At 69.1% G+C, this 16,701-nt stretch carries 13 protein-coding genes; 10 read left to right on the top strand and 3 right to left on the bottom strand.

The window, feature by feature from the left end; translation table 11 throughout:
• Positions 1 to 29: 29 nt before the first annotated feature.
• Positions 30 to 608 carry a TetR family transcriptional regulator gene (locus AB0E56_RS15475; RefSeq protein WP_359800448.1) on the bottom strand — a complete coding sequence of 193 codons (579 nt, stop codon included), beginning with the start codon at positions 606 to 608 and terminating at the stop codon, positions 30 to 32.
• 76 nt (positions 609 to 684) lie between these two features.
• Here AB0E56_RS15475 and AB0E56_RS15470 point away from each other — a divergent pair, with 76 nt between their 5' ends.
• Complete coding sequence (locus AB0E56_RS15470; protein ID WP_359800446.1) at positions 685 to 1,095, top strand: VOC family protein; 411 nt, start codon at positions 685 to 687, stop codon at positions 1,093 to 1,095.
• Positions 1,096 to 1,289: 194 nt separating this feature from the next.
• Here the strand turns inward: AB0E56_RS15470 and AB0E56_RS15465 are convergent, their stop codons facing one another.
• Positions 1,290 to 2,765 carry an NCS2 family permease gene (locus tag AB0E56_RS15465; RefSeq protein WP_359800444.1) on the bottom strand — a complete coding sequence of 492 codons (1,476 nt, stop codon included), beginning with the start codon at positions 2,763 to 2,765 and terminating at the stop codon, positions 1,290 to 1,292.
• A gap of 90 nt (positions 2,766 to 2,855) precedes the next feature.
• Between AB0E56_RS15465 and AB0E56_RS15460 the strand changes: the two genes are divergently transcribed.
• The 8 genes from AB0E56_RS15460 (at position 2,856) to AB0E56_RS15425 (ending at position 13,668) form a co-directional block, all read left to right on the top strand.
• Entirely contained in the window at positions 2,856 to 4,253 is a 1,398-nt protein-coding gene (locus AB0E56_RS15460) for a DUF6350 family protein (protein WP_359800441.1), read from the top strand.
• 9 nt (positions 4,254 to 4,262) lie between these two features.
• On the top strand, positions 4,263 to 4,850 hold the full coding sequence (gene purN, locus AB0E56_RS15455; RefSeq protein WP_359800439.1) for a phosphoribosylglycinamide formyltransferase: 588 nt from the start codon (positions 4,263 to 4,265) through the stop codon (positions 4,848 to 4,850).
• A 33-nt stretch (positions 4,851 to 4,883) separates the two neighbouring features.
• Positions 4,884 to 6,491, top strand: a complete 1,608-nt coding sequence (purH, locus tag AB0E56_RS15450) for a bifunctional phosphoribosylaminoimidazolecarboxamide formyltransferase/IMP cyclohydrolase (RefSeq protein WP_359800437.1) — start codon at positions 4,884 to 4,886, stop codon at positions 6,489 to 6,491.
• Between the two features lie 143 nt (positions 6,492 to 6,634).
• Positions 6,635 to 8,158: an AlkA N-terminal domain-containing protein gene (locus tag AB0E56_RS15445; protein WP_359800434.1), complete on the top strand. Its 1,524-nt coding sequence runs from the start codon at positions 6,635 to 6,637 to the stop codon at positions 8,156 to 8,158.
• Positions 8,155 to 8,652 carry a methylated-DNA--[protein]-cysteine S-methyltransferase gene (locus tag AB0E56_RS15440; protein WP_359800432.1) on the top strand — a complete coding sequence of 166 codons (498 nt, stop codon included), beginning with the start codon at positions 8,155 to 8,157 and terminating at the stop codon, positions 8,650 to 8,652. Before AB0E56_RS15445 ends, AB0E56_RS15440 begins: the two co-directional genes overlap by 4 nt.
• Before the next feature lie 330 nt (positions 8,653 to 8,982).
• Positions 8,983 to 10,911 (top strand): ABC transporter ATP-binding protein, encoded by a 1,929-nt coding sequence (locus AB0E56_RS15435; RefSeq protein ID WP_359800430.1) that lies wholly within the window; start codon positions 8,983 to 8,985, stop codon positions 10,909 to 10,911.
• Positions 10,908 to 12,722, top strand: coding sequence for an ABC transporter ATP-binding protein (locus AB0E56_RS15430; RefSeq protein WP_359800427.1), 1,815 nt, complete (start codon positions 10,908 to 10,910; stop codon positions 12,720 to 12,722). Before AB0E56_RS15435 ends, AB0E56_RS15430 begins: the two co-directional genes overlap by 4 nt.
• 130 nt (positions 12,723 to 12,852) lie before the next feature.
• Positions 12,853 to 13,668 (top strand): hypothetical protein, encoded by an 816-nt coding sequence (locus AB0E56_RS15425; RefSeq protein ID WP_359800426.1) that lies wholly within the window; start codon positions 12,853 to 12,855, stop codon positions 13,666 to 13,668.
• Between the two features lie 108 nt (positions 13,669 to 13,776).
• Here AB0E56_RS15425 and AB0E56_RS15420 read toward each other — a convergent pair whose 3' ends face one another.
• Positions 13,777 to 14,235 (bottom strand): GNAT family N-acetyltransferase, encoded by a 459-nt coding sequence (locus AB0E56_RS15420; protein WP_359800424.1) that lies wholly within the window; start codon positions 14,233 to 14,235, stop codon positions 13,777 to 13,779.
• A gap of 176 nt (positions 14,236 to 14,411) precedes the next feature.
• Here AB0E56_RS15420 and AB0E56_RS15415 point away from each other — a divergent pair, with 176 nt between their 5' ends.
• On the top strand, positions 14,412 to 16,631 hold the full coding sequence (locus tag AB0E56_RS15415) for an NADP-dependent isocitrate dehydrogenase (RefSeq protein WP_359800422.1): 2,220 nt from the start codon (positions 14,412 to 14,414) through the stop codon (positions 16,629 to 16,631).
• Positions 16,632 to 16,701: the final 70 nt, after the last annotated feature.

Raw genomic sequence — 16,701 nt, 5'->3', positions numbered from 1 at the left:
TCCGGGCGTCGTCGCTGCTCGGCGGGGGCTCAGCTCCGGGGAACGACGGAGTCCAGGACGGCGTCGAGAGCCATGTGGGCCTGCCGACGCGCGGCGGTGTCTTCCTGACGCGCGGCGAGCCAGAGGGCGAGTTCGTTCATCGCTCCCGAGAGCGCGGCGGTCAGCGCGTCCAGGAGTGCGGGGGAGGCGCCGGCCTCACGGAGGCCGGTGTGCAGCTCCTGCTCAGGGCCTTCCGCGTCGAGGCGTCGCCACTCCTGCCAACCGAGCACGGCCGGGCCGTCGATCAGGAGGATGCGCGCCGCCGCCCCCTGTGTGATCGCATCGAGGAACGCGTGGCTCCCGTCGTGGATCGCGGCGTCCGGGGCGCTGTTTCGCGTCGCCGCGACGATCGCCTCGGAGATGATCTGCTGGTGCGCTGCGACGACGGCCGCGAACAGACCCGGCTTCGACGTGTAGTGGTGGTACACGGCGCCCCGGGTCACACCGGCGGCGCGGGCGATGTCGTCGACCGAGGCCGATGCGTAGCCCTGGGCGGCGAAGTGTGCGGTGGCGACCTCGAGAACACGGCGTGCGGTCTCTGCGGCGTCTGCGGCGGATGCGCGAGGCATGGACTTCCTTTACGTGTGATGTGTATGTATTCTAGCCCCGAACGATACAAACACGCTGTATGTAAAAGGAGTGACCATGGAGATCACGAGCTTCTACCCGGTGCTGATGGTGGACGACGTCGCCTCTGCGGCACGGTTCTACCGTGAGGAACTCGGCTTCGATACGACGTTCGAGGCGGACTGGTACGTGAGTTTGCGCGTCGATGACGTCGAACTGGCGATCCTCCACCGGACGCACGAGACCATCCCCGAGGGCTTCCGCGAACCGGTACGCGGCCTGCTGCTCAACGTCGAGGTGCCGGATGCGACGGCGGAGCATGCACGGCTGGTGGGGGAGCGCGGCCTTCCGGAGCGGCTGGCGCTCCGCGACGAGGCGTTCGGGCAGCGGCATTTCATCGTGGAGGCACCAGGAGGAGTGCTCATCGACGTCATCGAGCCGATCGAACCGTCCGCGGAGTTCGCCGCCGCCTACGCCGCACCGGCCTGAGCCGCATCTCGCCGGGACATCTGCACGATGCGGGCGCGTCCGCGCGACGGCATGCGCGGTCCGGTCGTGCATCCGCGTCGCGGTCGTGCGTCCGTGACATCGCAGGGTGTCGGAGGTGGCGGGCGGAGCAAGGCGCGCGAGGCACGAAGGAGGGGCGGATGCCGCAGCACCCGCCCCTCTTTCGTGGTTCCGCGTCAGATCCCGACGCCGAAGAGCGCCTCGATCGGGCCGCGGGCGAAGAAGATCAGGAAGCCGGCACCGACCACCCACAGCAGGGGGCTGATGCTCTTGACCTTGCCGGAGAACGCGTGGATGAGCACCCAGCTGACGAAGCCCGCCCCGATGCCGTTCGCGATCGAGTACGTGAGCGGCATCACAGAGACGGTGAGGAAGACCGGCAGCAGCACGCGGAAGTCGGTGAAGTCGATGAACCGGATCTGCGCCATCATCATCGCGCCGACGATGATCAGCGCTGCCGCCGCGATCTCGGTCGGGACGATCGACGTCAGCGGTGTCAGGAACATCGCGATCAGGAACACGACGCCCGTGACCACGTTGGCGAGACCGGTGCGCGCGCCTTCGCCGATACCGGCGCCGGACTCGATGAACACCGTGCTCGACGACGACGAGGTCGCGCCACCCGCGATCGCTCCGACGCCCTCGACGACCAGCGCCGACTTGATGCGCGGGAAGTCTCCATTGTCGTCGGCGAGGTTCGCCTCCTTCGCGAGGCCCGTCATGGTGCCCATGGCGTCGAAGAAGTTCGTGAACAGCAGGGTGAACACGATCATCACGATGGCGACGAGGCTGACCTTGCCCAGATCGAAGCCGAAGTCCACGGCGCCGATCAGGCTGAGGTCGGGGATCCCGACGGGCGAGCCGTTCAGCGCGGGCACCGTGAGGCCCCAGCCGCCCGGGTTGACCACATTGCCCTCATCGTCGAAGCCGCGTGCGCCGATGTGCCAGATCGCCTCGACGATGACCGCGAGGACGGTGCCGCCGATCAGGCCGATCAGCATGCCGCCCTTGACCTTCAGGGCGACGAGGATGCCGGTCAGAAGGAGCGTGATTACGAAGAGCAGGGTCGGAACCGTCGCGACCGAGCCGTTCACACCGAGGCCGACCGGAGGCGAGGAGGCTCCGGTCGCCGTGACGAATCCCGAGTTGACGAAGCCGATGAACGCGATGAACAGGCCGATGCCCACAGTGATCGCGATCTTGAGCTGGAACGGCACCGCGTCGAAGATCGCCTTGCGCAGGCCGGTGGCCGCGAGCAGCACGATCACGACGCCGTTGATCATCACGAGGGCCATGGCCTCCGGCCAGGTCACCTGCCCGACGACCGAGAAGGCCACGAACGCGTTGATCCCGAGCCCTGCGGCGAACCCGAACGGCAGGCGTGTCACCAACCCGAACAGGATCGTCATGACTCCGGCGGTCAGCGCGGTGGCTGCACCGACGGCGTTGAAGTCGAGCATGTTGCCGGCGACATCCGGCTTGCCGGACAGGATGATCGGGTTGAGGATCACGATGTAGGCCATGGTGACGAACGTCACCAGACCCCCTCGGACCTCGGTGCCGATCGTCGATCCGCGCTTGCTGATCTCGAAGAAGCGGTCCAGAGCGCCGGTGGGCTCGGTGGATGCGGGGGCGGGTGGGGCAGTTGTCATCGGGAAACCTCCGGAGAAACGCTATCGTGTCGCGGAGCCCACGCGCGCCCCCAGGGCTTCGTCGGCAACTCGTCGTAGTCTCGAATCGCTATGCAACGCCTCCTCGTCGCGCTCCTCGCCGCCTTCGACGCCGCCATCGCCGCTGCGGTCGGTCTCGTCGTGCTGCTGGCTCCGCTGACGCTGCTGTGGACCGTCGCCTTCGGGATCACGGCCGACTGGGGAGCCCTCTGGCCGCTGACCGGCACGCTCTGGGAGTTCGGCCACGGCGCACCCCTCACCGTCGCGATCCCGGACGCGCTCCTGGTGGCGCTGAGCATCCCGCCGGAGGCCGCGACCTTCGCGGTGTCGATCACCCCGCTGGCCTTCCTGCTGTTCACACTCCTGTTCGCCGCCCGGTCGGGTGGGAGAGCGGCGACGGCCGGGGCGTGGCTCCTCGGCTCGCTGACCGGAGCGGGCGCGTTCGCACTCATCTCGGTCGGGGTCGCGCTCACGACCAGGCTCGACGCGGCGCAGACTCCCTTGCCGCTCGCGATAGTCCTCCCCGCCGCGGTCTACCTGGTCGGGGTGGTCTGCGGAGCCGTGCGCATCGCCTGGGAGGAGGGCGACGGGGGAGTGCTCGACCGTCTGCACGACTGGTTCGACGCCAGGGACGAGTGGGCGCCGGTCCCGGTCGCCGCGGTACGGGGGGCCGCCTTCGCGCTGGTCGGCGTCGTCGGGTCCGCTGCCCTGGCGCTCGCCGTGACCGTGCTGCTGCGAGGGGGCGAGGTGGTGGCGCTGTTCCAGGCCGCCCGCGTCGATGCCCTCGGCGCGACCGTGATGACCCTCGGGCAGCTCGTCTACCTGCCGACGCTGATCGTGTGGACCGCGTCGTGGCTGGCGGGTCCCGGTTTCGCGGTCGGTGCCGGAACCGCTGTATCCCCTGCGGGGACCCAGCTCGGCGTCGTGCCCGGCATCCCCGTCTTCGGACTGCTGCCGGAGAACAGCTCGATCTGGATGCTGATCGTCGTGCTCGTCCCTGTCGCCGCCGGGGCGTTCGCCGGATGGGCGGTCCGCTCGAGGCTCGTGTGGGAGGGCACGCCGCTCGGCATGCTGCAGCGGGCGACGATCGCCGTCGGCATCGCCGGGGTCACTGCCGGTGTCGCGGCGATCGCTGCGGCGCTCGCGAACGGGTCGATGGGACCGGGAAGGCTGGCGGTGGTCGGTCCTGCGGTGCTTCCGTTCGCGCTCGCGCTCGGCGCGGAGGTCTTCGTGGGCGCGGCGATCCTGCTGCTGTCGCCGCGGAACCGCGACGAGCTGGCTGAAGAGCGCACCGATCGCTGGATCGCCGAGATGTCGGCGTTGCAGACCGATCCGGCCCCGATCGCCGTGGCGCCGGGGGCGTCGGCCGATGCGTCCTTCCATGAACCCTCCGCCTTCGACGACACGGCGCCACTGGATGACCTCCGCGACGCGAACCCGTCGGACGGAGCCGGTCGCGCTCCCCGGTAGACTGGGCGCGTGCTCACGGTCGCCGTTCTCATCTCGGGCACCGGCTCGAACCTTCGCGCCCTCCTCGAGGCCGCTCGTCATCCCGATTTTCCCGCCAGGGTGATCGTCGTCGGCGCCGACCGCGAGGCCGACGGCCTGGCCCACGCCGAGGAGTTCGGCATCCCCAGCTTCACCGTGCCGTGGCACGAGCACGAGAGCCGAGAGGCCTGGGGGGAGGAGCTCTCCCGTCAGCTGTCCGTCTGGAACCCGGACCTCGTCGTCCTCAGCGGTCTCATGCGGCTGCTTCCGCCGTCGGTCGTCGCGGAGTACTCGCCGCGCCTGATCAACACCCACCCCGCCTACTTGCCGGAGTTCCCCGGCGCGCACGGCGTCCGTGACGCCCTCGCTGCCGGTGCCGCCCAGACCGGTGCCAGCGTGATCGTCGTCGACGACGGCGTGGACTCCGGCCCCATCCTGGCGCAGGAGCGTGTGCCGATCCGCGAAGGCGATACGGAGCACAGCCTGCACGAGCGCATCAAGCCCGTCGAACGTCGGCTGCTGATCGACGTCGTCCGCGGGATCGCCACCGGCGACCTCGCGCTCCCCTCCACTTCCTGACCCCCACCCGACGCCCCGCACGAAGGAGCCCTCATGGCCGGCCCCCGCCACGACCCCACGCTCTACCGCGATCGCGATGCCGTGCCGATCCGGCGCGCGCTCGTCTCGGTGAGCGACAAGACCGACCTGCTCGTCCTCGCGGCGGCGCTCGCCGAGGCGGGCGTGGAGATCGTCTCGACCGGCTCCACGGCCTCGACGATCCGCGAGGCCGGTATCGCCGTCACTGATGTCGCCGCCGTCACGGGCGTGGCCGAGATGCTCGACGGCCGCGTCAAGACGCTGCACCCCAAGATCCACGGTGGCCTGCTCGCCGACCTGCGCCTCGAAGACCACGAGCGTCAGCTCGCCGAACTCGACATCACGCCGTTCGAGCTCGTCGTCGTGAACCTCTACCCGTTCGTCGAGACGGTCGCCTCCGGTGCCGTCGGCGACGACGTGGTCGAGCAGATCGACATCGGCGGGCCCGCCATGGTGCGCGCGGCGGCGAAGAACCATGCCAACGTCGCGATCGTCGTCTCGCCGCAGTCCTATCCCGGGATCATCTCGGCGCTCGACGCGGGCGGAACCTCCCTGTCGCAGCGGCGCGAACTCGCCGCACGCGCCTTCGCCCACACGGCCGCATACGACACCGCCGTCGCCTCGTGGTTCGCCGAGGGGACGCTGCAGGACGACGGCGATCTGCCGACCCATCTCACGATCCAGGCCGAGCGCCTCGCCACCCTGCGCTACGGCGAGAACTCGCACCAGCGCGGCGCGATCTACACGCGCACCGGCGGCCACGGCATCGCCCAGGCGACCCAGCTGCAGGGCAAGGAGATGTCGTACAACAACTACGTCGACGCGGATGCCGCGCTGCGGGCCGCATACGACATGGTGAAGCCGGCCGTCGCGATCATCAAGCACGCCAACCCGTGCGGGATCGCCACCACGGCGCCCAACGCGCTCGACCCGATCGCCAGCGCCCACCTGCGCGCCCACGAGTGCGACCCGGTCTCGGCCTACGGCGGCGTCATCGCGGCGAACGGCACCGTGACGCTCAAGATGGCCGAGAACCTCAAGGACATCTTCACCGAGGTCATCGTCGCTCCGTCGTTCGAGCCTGCGGCGCTCGAGGTGTTCAAGGCCAAGAAGAACCTGCGGCTGCTGCAGCTCCCGGAAGACTGGCAGCAGGAGCGGATGGATGTGCGCCTGGTCTCGGGCGGCCTGCTGCTGCAGGATGCCGACCGCTTCCCCGACGACATCGTCTCCGTCGCGAAGAACTGGGAGCTCGTCTCGGGAGAACGCCCGAGCGACGAGGAGATGGAGAACCTCATCTTCGCGTGGAAGGCCTGCCGCGCGGTCAAGTCGAACGCGATCGTGCTCGCGAAGGACAACGCCACGGTCGGCGTCGGCATGGGCCAGGTCAACCGCGTCGACTCGTGCCGCCTCGCGGTCGAGCGTGCGGGTGACCGTGCCGCCGGTTCGGTCGCATCGTCCGACGCCTTCTTCCCGTTCGCGGACGGCGCCCAGGTGCTGATCGACGCCGGTGTCACCGCCATCGTGCAGCCGGGCGGCTCGGTGCGTGACGAGGAGGTCGTCGACGCGGCGCGCAAGGCGGGCGTCACGATGTTCTTCACCGGCGAGCGCCACTTCTTCCACTGAGCGAAGTCCGTCACGCGGGCGGGCGGGGCGTGAGGGGTCAGGAAACGCCGTATCGCGCCGAGCGTGTACGGCGTGTTCTGACCCCTCACCGCGATGTCCGATTTCCGCCAGTCGATGTCGGTGGGGCGTGACAGGGTGGAGGCATGACCTTCCCCGTGATCGACTTCGACGAGCGCTATCGTGCGATCAGTGCGCGCGACACCCGCTTCGACGGTCAGTTCGTCACGGCGGTGCGCTCGACCGGGATCTACTGTCGTCCGAGTTGCCCTGCGCGCACGCCCAAGCCGCAGAACGTCACGTTCTATCCGACGAGCGCCGCGGCGCACGAGGCGGGCTACCGTGCGTGCAAGCGGTGTCTGCCCGAGGCCGCCCCCGGGTCTCCTGCGTGGAACGTCCGGGGTGATACGGCGGCGCGGGCCATGCGCCTGATCGCCGACGGAGTGGTTGAACGCGAGGGCGTGCCCGGCCTCGCCTCGCGACTCGGCTATTCCGGTCGGCACCTCACCCGCCTGCTGACTGCAGAACTCGGAGCCGGGCCCCTCGCGCTCGCGAGGGCTCATCGCGCGCACACCGCGCGGATGCTGCTCGTCGGCACCGACATGCCGATCTCCGACGTCGCGTTCTCCGCGGGATTCGCCAGCATCCGTCAGTGCAACGACACGATCCGCGAGGTGTTCGGCCTCACTCCCGGCGAGCTCAGAGCACGTCGACGCCTGCCGGCATCCGTTGCACCGGGAGCGATCGACCTGGTGCTCCCGTATCGCGGTCCACTGGATGCGAGCGGCATCTTCGCCTGGATGGCTGCGCGCGCCGTTCCCGGTGTCGAAGAGGCCACAGCGACGTCGTTCTCCCGGCATCTGCGCATGTCGGGCGGACCCGCGTGGTTCGAGGTGACGCAGGACGAGACGCAGCGCCTCCATCTGCGCGCCCGTGTCGCGCGGCTGGGTGACCTCGCGCCTCTGGTGTCGACCGTGCGCCGCATCTTCGACCTCGACGCCGATCCGCTGGCGATCGACGAGGCGCTCTCCACGCACCCCGAGCTCGCGCCTCTCATCGCCCGCACTCCCGGCATGCGCGTTCCCGGTTCGGCCGACCCGCACGAGATGCTCATCCGCGCCATGGTCGGGCAGCAGATCACCGTGGTCGCTGCCCGCACGGCGCTCATCGCGCTCACGGACGCGCTGGGGGAGCGCACCGAGCAGGGAATGCTCTTCCCCACGATGTCGGCGATCGCGGAGCGCGGTGCCGAGGTTCTCCGTGGCCCTGCTGCGCGCATCCGCGCGATCACGGGTGCGGCAGCCGCCCTCGCCGACGGCTCGTTGACGCTCACGGTCGGCGATGACGGCGTCGAGCAGCGCCGCGCACTCCTCGCCATGCCGGGCATCGGTCCCTGGACGGCCGACTACGTGCGCATGCGCGTTCTCGGCGACCCCGACATCCTGCTCCCGGGCGACGTCGCGCTGCGGGCAGGAGCTGCGGCGTCGGGTCTGCCCGGAGATGCGCGACCTCTCACGGCGTGGGCGGAGCGCACGGCCCCATGGCGCAGTTACCTGAGCGCGCACCTCTGGCGTGCCGCCCCGGTGCGACCCGTCGGTCGGAAGACGCCGGCATCCGCGCCGCACCGCGCTCGCCTCGACACAGCCACGACGACGAAGGAGACACCATGACCGCCCTCATCCAGACCATCGAGACCCCAGACGGCGCCTTCACGATCCTCGCCGACGACCGGCAGCGGGTGCTGGCGTCGGGATGGACCTCCGACGTGGAGGCGATCCTCGCGCGGCTGTCTGCGGCGAACCGTCCAGAGGAGGTGCGCGAGGCAGAGACCGAGGCGGCTGCGGCTGTCGAGGCCTACTACGCGGGAGACCTCTCGGCGATCGACGCGGTCGCGGTGAAGCAGTCCGGTACCGCACTGCAACTCGCAGGGTGGTCGGCGCTGCGGGAGATCGAGCCCGGCGCACCGCTCACCTACACCGGCTTCGCTTCGCACCTGGGCAATCCGGCCGCCGTGCGTGCGGCCGCGTCGATCTGCGCCCGCAACGCCCCGGCGCTCTTCGTCCCGTGCCATCGGGTCCTGCGCACGGACGGGAGCCTGGGCGGCTTCGCCTGGGGCCTCGCGGTCAAGGAGAGTCTTCTGTCGCGCGAGGCTGCAGCGCGGTGACCACGAGCGCTGAGCGCCGCGCCCCGAGGGCGCGGCGCTCAGCCGTTCCCGGCGGGAGATGGATGAATCGGGAATTCCTCTTGCACTCAGCTGGTTCACAGCCATAGGCTGGTGGGCTGTCGCGCCAACCGGACGACATCGCCGAGCCCCTGAGGAGGACATCATGACCACGATCGCCACCGCGCAGATCGCAGCTCTCGGCTCGACCCCGGCGCGCCCGCTCTCCTAGAGCCACCCCGCCCGCTCTCGCTCGGATGCCGGACTCCGTGAGTCCGCTCTCGCATCCGCCCCTTCCGTAACCGCAGTTCACACGAAACTCGTCTGAGAGACATGTCTTCCTCGCCCTCCGTGCACACTCCCTCGCCGTCATCGACCCTTTCCACTCCGGCCGCACTGTGGCGGCTGAAACCCTTTGTCAAGCCCGTCATCTGGCGGCTCGCCGGCGGTGCCGCCAGCGCGCTCGTCGCGGCCGTCATCGCCTTGATGATCCCGATCGTCCTCGAGCAGATCATCAGCGGACCCGTGCGCTCGGGCGAGATCAGCGCGATCGTCTGGGGTGCGGCAGCCGTCCTCGCGCTCGGCCTCGGCGAGGCGCTGATGGTGTGGTTGCGACGCCAGTTCGTGCTCAACCCCTCGACCGAGGTCGAGTACAAGATGCGCACAGAGCTGTACTCGCGCCTGCAGACGCTCCCGGTGTCGTTCCATGACAAGTGGGGATCCGGCCAACTGCTCAGCCGCATGATGCAGGACATCGGCCTCATCCGCCGGTGGCTCGCGTTCGGTCTCGTGCTGCTGGTCGTCAACGTCCTCACGATCATCATCGGCTCCGTGCTGCTGTTCCGCTGGCACTGGCTGCTGGGCACGATCTTCCTGGTCACCGCCATCCCGCTGTGGATCCGCGGCTACCTGTTCGAGAAGCGCTACGGCGCCCTCACCCGTCGTAGCCAGGATCAGGCCGGCGACCTGGCGACCAGCGTCGAGGAGAGCGTCCACGGCATCCGCGTCCTGAAGGCTTTCGGTCGCGGCAAGCACGCCCTCAGCAGGTTCAGCCGTCAGGCCGAGACCCTCCGCGAGACCGAGATGAGCAAGGCCGGCGCGATCGCGTCGATCTGGTTCTGGCTCGACCTGATGCCGCAGATCGCGTTCGGTCTGAGCCTGATCTCCGGCATCTGGCTGATCTCGGTGGGGCAGATCGACGAGGCGCAGCTGTTCGCGTTCTTCGCGATGGCCGTGGTGCTGCGCTGGCCGATCGAGTCGATCGGCTTCCTCTTCTCGTTCATGCTCGACGCCCGCACGGCGACCGATCGCGTGTTCGACATCTTCTCGGAGACCAACACCATCACCGATCCGGAGAACCCGGTGCACATCGAGAACCCCCGAGGAGAGCTCGCGTTCGAGAACGCGCACTTCCGCTATCAGGATGCCGGTGCCCACGAGCGCGACCTGCTCGACGGCATCGACCTGGTGCTGCGCCCCGGCGAGACCATGGCCCTGGTGGGATTGACCGGCAGCGGCAAGACCACGCTCACCACCCTTCCCACGCGCCTGTACGACGTGACGGGCGGCAAGGTCACGCTCGATGGCGTCGACGTGCGCGATCTTCCGCTCGCCGAGCTGCGCCAGCACATCGCGATGGCGTTCGAAGACGCGACGCTGTTCTCGGCGACGGTGCGGGAGAACGTGCTGCTCGGCCGCGCGGAGCTCGACGTGCACAGCGAAGAGGGCGAGCGGGTGCTCCGCGAAGCACTCGACGTGGCGCAGGCGTCGTTCGTGGACTCGCTGCCCGACGGCGTCGAGACCGTGATCGGCGAAGAGGGGCTCAGCCTCTCCGGTGGTCAGCGCCAGCGGCTCGCCCTCGCCCGCGCTGTGGCGGCGAAGCCGAAGGTCCTCGTGCTCGACGACCCGCTGTCGGCGCTCGACGTAGACACGGAGGCGCTCGTGGAGGAGGCACTGCGACACGTCCTCGCCGACACCACGGCGATGATCGTCGCGCACCGCCCATCCACGGTCGCACTCGCCGACCGCGTCGCCCTGCTCGAGGCGGGCAGGGTCACGGCCGTGGGCACGCACTCGGAGCTGCTGAAGACGAGCCGGCACTACCGCCACGTCATCTCGAGCCTCGAGGCGGAAGAGGCGGCGCGTACGGGCGCCATCCCGATCATCCGCGACGAACAGCAGGTCGAGGACGAGGTCCGCGAGCGCCTCGCGATGGAGGCCGCCGACGAAGACCCGACCACCGAGAAGGAGGTGCAGCGATGAGCTCCGCCATCACCGGAACCCAGGACGAGGATCGTTCCGAGTACACCCGCGAGGAGAGCAGGGAGATCCGTCGTCGGTCCCTCCGGTTGCTCGGCTCCCTCGTCCGCCCGCTGAAGCCGCAGATCGTGCTGGCCGCTGCCGTGCTGATCGTGTCCACCGCACTGCAGGTCGCCGGTCCGATCCTCATCAGCATCGGCCTCGACCGTGCGCTGCCCGCGGTGCTGGAGAACGCCGATTGGATGCCGACGTTCATGATCGGCGGCGTCTACCTGGCCGCCGGCGCATTGGCGGCCGTCCTGATCGCCTGGTACGTGATCATCGCGGCCAAGCTCACGCAGGCCGTGCTGCTGGATCTGCGCAAGCGCATCTTCCTGCACACGCAGCGCTTGAGCCTGGAGTTCCACGAGTCGTACACGTCCGGGCGCATCATCTCGCGGCAGACGAGCGACCTCGACTCGATCAAGGAGCTCCTCGACGGCGGCCTGAACGAGCTCGTCTCCGGCGTGCTGTTCGGACTCTTCACGTTCATCGCGCTGTGTGTCTGGGACTGGCAGTCCGGCCTCATCCTCGCGATCGGCGGAGTGCCGCTGTTCTTCCTGATGAAGTGGTTCTACTCGCGGTCGCAGCTCGTCTATCGCGAGTCGCGCGTGATCAGCGCGAAGGTGATCGTGCAGTTCGTCGAGACGATGACCGGCATCCGCGCCGTGAAGGCGTTCCGCAAGGAGCCGCGCAACGACAAGGCGTTCCAGCAGATCGCCGGCGAGTACCGCGACGTCAACCGCCGTTCGATGCTGCTGTTCGGTACGTTCGAGCCCGGGCTGATGGGCGTCGCGGCGCTGGTGCTCGGGATCGTCGTGCTGTGGGGTGGCATCCGCGTCTCCGAGGGCGTGCTCACCGTGGGTGTGCTGCTGTCGGCCGTCCTGTACGTGCGCAACTTCTTCGCGCCGATGCAGGAGATCGCGATGTTCCTGAACTCCTACCAGTCGGCCACGGCAGCGCTCGAGAAGGTGTCGGGCGTGCTCGAAGAGGTGCCGACGGTTCCCGATCCCGAGAAGCCCGTCGATCTCTGGGAGTCCCGCGGTCACATCGAGTTCGACGAGGTGACCTTCGGCTACAACGGCGAGAAGACGATCCTCCCGAACTTCTCGCTCGACATCCCGGCGGGGCAGACCATCGCCCTCGTCGGCACGACCGGTGCGGGCAAGTCCACGCTGGCGAAGCTCATCTCGCGGTTCTACGACCCCTCCGAGGGGCGGGTCACCCTCGACGGCGTCGATCTGCGCTCGCTGCACCCGAAGGACCTCCGTCGCGCGATCGTCATGGTCACGCAGGAGGCCTACCTGTTCAGCGGCACCGTCGCCGACAACATCGCGCTCGGCAAGCCGGATGCCTCGCTCGACGAGATCAGGGCGGCGGCGCGCGCTGTCGGAGCCGACGAGTTCATCTCGTCCCTGCCCGACGGGTACGGCACCGACGTGAACAAGCGCGGTGGACGCGTCTCGGCCGGGCAGCGTCAGCTCATCTCGTTCGCGAGGGCGTTCCTCGCCGACCCCGCGGTGCTGATCCTCGACGAGGCCACGGCTTCGCTGGACATCCCGTCCGAGCGGCTGATCCAGGATGCGCTGCAGACCCTGCTCAAGGACCGCACGGCGATCATCATCGCGCACCGCCTGTCGACCGTCGCGATCGCCGACCGTGTGCTGGTCATGGAACACGGCGAGATCATCGAGGATGACACCCCGGAGGCGCTCATCGGCGGCAGCGGCAAGTTCGCGCAGCTGCACGCGGCCTGGCAGGAGACGCTGGTGTGACCACGCCCTCGTCTGTCGCGGCCCGAACCGTCCTCGCCGGGATGGCGGAGCGGCCGAGGTCGCGGCAGACGAGAAGGCATCCCGATGCCACCCCCGCGCGTCGAGTGCGAGGCGTCGGTAGCATCGAGGTATGGATCCGTTGCTGCTCGCTGCCGAGTGGTGGTGGGTCGCGCCGACGGCAGTCGCGGCGGGAACGGCAGGTGTCATGGGAATGCGTCGTCACAGCAGCACGGTGAGCGGTCGCCGCCTCGCGGTCGATGCCGCCCGTCATGACCTCAGAGAAGCGCAGCTGGTGGCCGCCGAACGCCGCACGGCCTTGAAGATCGCGCGCGCCGACCTGGCCCGCGTCTCTGCCGAACGTGCTGCCCAGCGCGCCACAGCCGAGCAGGTCGCGGGGGCCAGACGCATGCTGCGCGAGCGCGAGCGTGACGCCAAGGCCGCGTCCGCCGACGTGAGAGCCCGACAGGTGAGGCTGAACGCCGCGAGGGCGGCGGTGCCGTCGGCCTCCGAGCCCAAGCCCCTGGAGCGGTTGCATGCCGCTCACGATGCCGTGACGGCGCGGTGGATGCGCTACGAGACCGACCCCGCACTGCAGATCGCGTACCCGGGGATGACGGATGTCAAGAGTCCTGCGACCGCCGCGTACTTCCGAGCGGCGGGGCACGCGGTCGAGATGCGCCGTGCGGCTGCGGGGCGTGTGACTCCGGCGGAGTTCGCCGCCTATCGCGATGCCGTCGCCGATCTCGAGCGCGCATTCGAGGCGGCCGAACACGCGGCGAAGGTGCAGGCGGGGGAGGCTCCGGCGACTGCCGCCTGGCAGGATGCGGCTCAGGACATGCTCAGTCGTTCCGCCGACGCTATCGATCGTGCGGCGGGGGCGGCCGCAGCGGCCTTCTCGGCATGGAGCAGTCGCCGCAAGCCGGACAAGCCCGACCAGCGCGGCTGAGTGATCTGTCGCGCGCGGTGGCGCACGGGCGGATGAGAGCGCTCCCTCGCCTGGTACTAAGGCGACGAGGTCTCGATGGGGGAGGGGATTCGAGACCCCGCCGCCGGTCTAGGACGTGACGCGGATCTCGGCGATGACCTCGCCATAGGCGGTTTCGCCGACAGGCGTGAATCCGACCCGGTGGAAGAAGGTCTCGGGTCCCCCCTCGCCGGCCTCGTAGATCACGTCGACATGGTCGACACCGCGTGCGCGGGCTTCTTCGATGAGCGCCTCGACGGCGAAGCGGCCGACGCCGCGCCCCTGATCGTCCGCGTCGACGTTGATGCGCCACAGCACGGAGCGGAAGTGCTCCTCCGGCGCCTCGGGGTCGAAGTTCGCGCTGACGAAGCCGACGACCTCGTTGCGATCCAGGATCACCCGCTGCCACGACGTCTGCGGATTGATGACGGTGGCCGCGATCCCGTACGAGACGGGAGCGAGGAACTGCTCCTGTCCGGGCTTGAGCGACAGGTTGTTCACGGCGACGATCGTCGCAGCGGAGAGTTCGACCATGCGCAGTTCGGACATGACCCCAGGCTAACCCCTCCCGGCGGGCGGGACACGTTTCGGGCGAACATTTCACTCCGGAGGGATGACCCGCGTCACGGATGCGGGTGCCGGCGCACTGGCCAGGACACGGTGTCGAGGCCACTCAGGTATCTTGGTATCGAGACAAATAGACCACGAGAGCGGAGAACCTCCCGGTGACCGACGACGCCATCATCTACACGCACACCGACGAGGCACCGGCACTCGCCACCGCCTCCTTCCTCCCGATCATCCAGGCCTACACCGGCCAGGCGGGCATCGACTTCGAGACGCGCGACATCTCGCTCGCCGGCCGCATCCTCGCCGCGTTCCCGCAGAAGCTCTCCCCGGAGCAGCAGGTCGGCGACGCGCTGGCCGAGCTCGGCGGTCTCGCCACGCTCCCCGAGGCGAACATCATCAAGCTGCCGAACATCTCCGCATCCATCCCGCAGCTGAAGGGGGCGATCGCCGAGCTGCAGGCGCAGGGCTACGACATCCCCGACTTCCCGGACGAGCCCTCCTCGCTCGAAGAGAAGGACGTGCGCGCGCGGTACGACCGCATCAAGGGCTCCGCCGTGAACCCGGTGTTGCGTGAGGGCAACAGCGACCGGCGTGCCCCTCTCGCGGTGAAGAACTACGCGAAGAAGCACCCGCACCGCAACAAGCCCTTCGCCGAGGGATCCAAGACCCGCGTGGCCACCCTGGGGCACGACGACTTCAAGCACAACGAGCGTTCGTGGGTCGCCGCCCATGACGACGTGCTGTCGTTCCGGCACACGGCCGAGGACGGCACCGTCACCGTGCTCAAGGAGGGCCTCAAGGTCCTTCCGCGCGAGATCATCGACGCCACCTTCCTCTCGGCGAAGGAGCTCGACGCGTTCCTGGCTGAGACGCTGGCGACGGCGAAGTCCGACGACGTGCTGTACTCGGTGCACCTCAAGGCGACCATGATGAAGGTCAGCGACCCGATCATCTTCGGTCACGTCGTGAAGGCGTTCTTCAAGGATGTCTTCGACCAGTACGGCACCCAGCTCGCCGAGGCGGGCCTGAGCGCGAACGACGGCCTCGGCTCGATCCTCGCCGGGCTCGCGAACGTCACCGGCGGTGCGGAGATCGCGGCGGCGTTCGACAAGGCGATCGCCGATGGACCCCGCCTGTCGTACGTGAACTCCGACAAGGGCATCACGAACCTGCATGTGCCGAGCGACGTGATCGTCGACGCCTCCATGCCGGCGCTCGTCCGCAACGGCGGCAAGCTGTGGGGCAAGGACGGCGGAGAGGCCGACACGCTCGCCGTCATCCCGGACTCGTCGTACGCGAGCGTCTACCAGGCGGTCATCGACGACGTCATCGCGAACGGCCCCCTCGACCCGGCGACCATCGGCACCGTCCCGAACGTGGGCTTGATGGCGCAGGCTGCCGAGGAGTACGGCAGCCACGACAAGACCTTCGAGATCGCCGCAGACGGCATCGTCCAGGTGCTCGACAGCGAGGGCACCGTGCTCATCGAGCACACGGTCGGCAAGGGTGACATCTGGCGGGCGACGCAGACCAAGCACATCCCGGTGATGGATTGGGTCAAGCTCGCCGTCAGCCGCGCTCGTGCGACGGGTGTGCCGGCCGTCTTCTGGCTCGACGCGAACCGCTCGCACGACGCGCAGATCATCGCGAAGGTGCACCAGGGACTCGCGACGCTCGACACCAAGGGCCTCACGATCACGATCCTCGCCCCGGAGGAGGCCACCCGCTACACGCTCGCACGCATGCGGCACGGCCTCGACACCATCTCGGTGACCGGCAACGTGCTGCGCGACTACCTCACCGACCTCTTCCCGATCCTCGAGGTCGGCACGAGCGCCAAGATGCTCTCGATCGTGCCGCTGCTCGCAGGCGGCGGACTGTTCGAGACCGGCGCCGGTGGCTCCGCTCCCAAGCACGTGCAGCAGCTCGTCGAGGAGAACTACCTGCGCTGGGACTCGCTGGGCGAGTTCTTCGCGCTCGCCGCGTCGCTCGAGCACTTCGCCGACCGCACGGGCAACGAGAAGGCGCGCGTGCTGGCCGAGACCCTGGACGCCGCGACCGGCACCTTCCTCGAGGAGGACCGCTCGCCCGGTCGCGCACTCGGCACGATCGACAACCGCGGAAGCCATTTCTACCTTGGCCTGTACTGGGCGCAGGAGCTGGCGAAGCAGACGAAGGATGCCGACCTGGCAGCGGCCTTCGCGCCGGTCGCCGCGACCCTCGCCGAGAACGAGGAGAAGATCGTCTCCGAGCTCAACGCGGTGCAGGGCACCCCGGTCGAGATCGGCGGGTACTACCGTCCGGACGAGGCGCTCGTCGCCGCCGTCATGCGTCCGTCCGCGACGCTGAACGGCATCGTCGACGCGCTGCGCTGACGCACAGAGAGAGGGGGCGGATGCTGCGGCATCCGCCCCCTCTCTCGTGCCCGTTCCACGCGCGGGGCGC

Source organism: Microbacterium sp. NPDC028030 (assembly GCF_040637855.1).
GTDB lineage: Bacteria > Actinomycetota > Actinomycetes > Actinomycetales > Microbacteriaceae > Microbacterium.
The sequence above is the reverse complement of the archived record's forward strand: the minus strand, read 5'-3'. Positions and strand labels throughout refer to the sequence as shown.